The sequence below is a fragment of the Mesobacillus boroniphilus JCM 21738 genome (assembly GCF_000517385.1).
Taxonomy (GTDB): Bacteria; Bacillota; Bacilli; order Bacillales; family Cytobacillaceae; genus Mesobacillus; species Mesobacillus boroniphilus.
Map to the genome: position 1 here is coordinate 1 of NZ_BAUW01000171.1, position 3,002 is coordinate 3,002.

A 3,002-nucleotide genomic window follows, 5' to 3' on the forward strand; every position below is an offset into this window, starting at 1 on the left:
GTTCCTTGAAAACTAGATAATCGTAAGTAAGAAGAACCAAAGAAGAAACCGAGTGATCGCCATTTTAGTTTTCTCTCTATTCAATTAGAGAAATGACCTTTTAGGTTAAGTTAGAAAGGGCGCACGGTGGATGCCTTGGCACTAGGAGCCGATGAAGGACGGGACTAACACCGATATGCTTCGGGGAGCTGTAAGTAAGCTTTGATCCGGAGATTTCCGAATGGGGAAACCCACTGTTCGTAATGGGACAGTATCTTTACCTGAATACATAGGGTATTGAAGGCAGACCCGGGGAACTGAAACATCTAAGTACCCGGAGGAAGAGAAAGCAAACGCGATTCCCTGAGTAGCGGCGAGCGAAACGGGACATAGCCCAAACCAAGAGGCTTGCCTCTTGGGGTTGTAGGACACTCTACATGGAGTTACAAAGGAACGGGGTAGATGAAGTGGTCTGGAAAGGCCCGTCAGAGAAGGTAAAAACCCTGTAGTTGAAACTTCGTTCCCTCCTGAGTGGATCCTGAGTACGGCGGGACACGAGAAATCCCGTCGGAAGCTGGGAGGACCATCTCCCAAGGCTAAATACTCCCTAGTGACCGATAGTGAACCAGTACCGTGAGGGAAAGGTGAAAAGCACCCCGGAAGGGGAGTGAAAGAGATCCTGAAACCGTGTGCCTACAAGTAGTCAGAGCCCGTTCATGGGTGATGGCGTGCCTTTTGTAGAATGAACCGGCGAGTTACGATTACATGCAAGGTTAAGTTGAGAAGACGGAGCCGCAGCGAAAGCGAGTCTGAATAGGGCGAATTTAGTATGTGGTCGTAGACCCGAAACCAGGTGATCTACCCATGTCCAGGGTGAAGGTTGGGTAACACCAACTGGAGGCCCGAACCCACGCACGTTGAAAAGTGCGGGGATGAGGTGTGGGTAGCGGAGAAATTCCAATCGAACTTGGAGATAGCTGGTTCTCTCCGAAATAGCTTTAGGGCTAGCCTCACGTTGTAAGAGTCTTGGAGGTAGAGCACTGTTTGGACTAGGGGCCTCATCGGGTTACCGAATTCAGACAAACTCCGAATGCCAAAGACTTATCCGTGGGAGTCAGACTGCGAGTGATAAGATCCGTAGTCAAAAGGGAAACAGCCCAGACCACCAGCTAAGGTCCCAAAGTATACGTTAAGTGGAAAAGGATGTGGAGTTGCTTAGACAACCAGGATGTTGGCTTAGAAGCAGCCACCATTTAAAGAGTGCGTAATAGCTCACTGGTCGAGTGACTCTGCGCCGAAAATGTACCGGGGCTAAACGTATCACCGAAGCTGTGGATTGACATCTTAGATGTCAGTGGTAGGAGAGCGTTCTAAGGGCGTTGAAGTCAGACCGCAAGGACTGGTGGAGCGCTTAGAAGTGAGAATGCCGGTATGAGTAGCGAAAGATGGGTGAGAATCCCATCCACCGAATGCCTAAGGTTTCCTGAGGAAGGCTCGTCCTCTCAGGGTTAGTCGGGACCTAAGCCGAGGCCGAAAGGCGTAGGCGATGGACAACAGGTTGATATTCCTGTACCACCTCTTTATCGTTTGAGCGACGGGGGGACGCAGGAGGATAGGGTAAGCGCGCTGTTGGATATGCGCGTCTAAGCAGTTAGGCTGCAAGTGAGGCAAATCCCGCTTGCGTGAAGGCTGAGCTGTGACAGCGAGGGAAATATAGTACCGAAGTTCCTGATTCCACACTGCCAAGAAAAGCCTCTAGCGAGATAAAAGGTGCCCGTACCGCAAACCGACACAGGTAGGCGAGGAGAGAATCCTAAGGTGAGCGAGAGAACTCTCGTTAAGGAACTCGGCAAAATGACCCCGTAACTTCGGGAGAAGGGGTGCTCATTTGGGTGAATAGCCTAGATGAGCCGCAGTGAATAGGCCCAGGCGACTGTTTAGCAAAAACACAGGTCTCTGCGAAGCCGCAAGGCGAAGTATAGGGCTGACGCCTGCCCGGTGCTGGAAGGTTAAGAGGAGGGGTTAGCGCAAGCGAAGCTCTGAATTGAAGCCCCAGTAAACGGCGGCCGTAACTATAACGGTCCTAAGGTAGCGAAATTCCTTGTCGGGTAAGTTCCGACCCGCACGAAAGGCGTAACGATCTGGCACTGTCTCAACGAGAGACTCGGTGAAATTATAGTACCTGTGAAGATGCAGGTTACCCGCGACAGGACGGAAAGACCCCGTGGAGCTTTACTGTAGCCTGATATTGAATTTTGGTACAGCTTGTACAGGATAGGTAGGAGCCTGAGAAACCGGAGCGCCAGCTTCGGTGGAGGCGTCGGTGGGATACTACCCTGGCTGTATTGAAATTCTAACCCGCGCCCCTGATCGGGGCGGGAGACAGTGTCAGGTGGGCAGTTTGACTGGGGCGGTCGCCTCCTAAAGAGTAACGGAGGCGCCCAAAGGTTCCCTCAGAATGGTTGGAAATCATTCGCAGAGTGTAAAGGCACAAGGGAGCTTGACTGCGAGACCTACAAGTCGAGCAGGGACGAAAGTCGGGCTTAGTGATCCGGTGGTTCCGCATGGAAGGGCCATCGCTCAACGGATAAAAGCTACCCCGGGGATAACAGGCTTATCTCCCCAAGAGTCCACATCGACGGGGAGGTTTGGCACCTCGATGTCGGCTCATCGCATCCTGGGGCTGTAGTCGGTCCCAAGGGTTGGGCTGTTCGCCCATTAAAGCGGTACGCGAGCTGGGTTCAGAACGTCGTGAGACAGTTCGGTCCCTATCCGTCGTGGGCGCAGGAAATTTGAGAGGAGCTGTCCTTAGTACGAGAGGACCGGGATGGACGCACCGCTGGTGTACCAGTTGTCTTGCCAAAGGCATCGCTGGGTAGCTATGTGCGGACGGGATAAGTGCTGAAAGCATCTAAGCATGAAGCCCCCCTCAAGATGAGATTTCCCATAGCGCAAGCTAGTAAGAACCCTGAAAGATGATCAGGTTGATAGGTCAGAGGTGGAAGCGCGGTGACGTGTGGAGC

The 3,002-nt window shown here is 52.5% G+C and carries 1 rRNA gene; it reads left to right on the forward strand.

The features are described 5' to 3' along the window. Positions 1–103: 103 nt before the first annotated feature. A 23S ribosomal RNA gene (locus tag JCM21738_RS21330) occupies positions 104–3,002 on the forward strand; the annotation flags it as partial.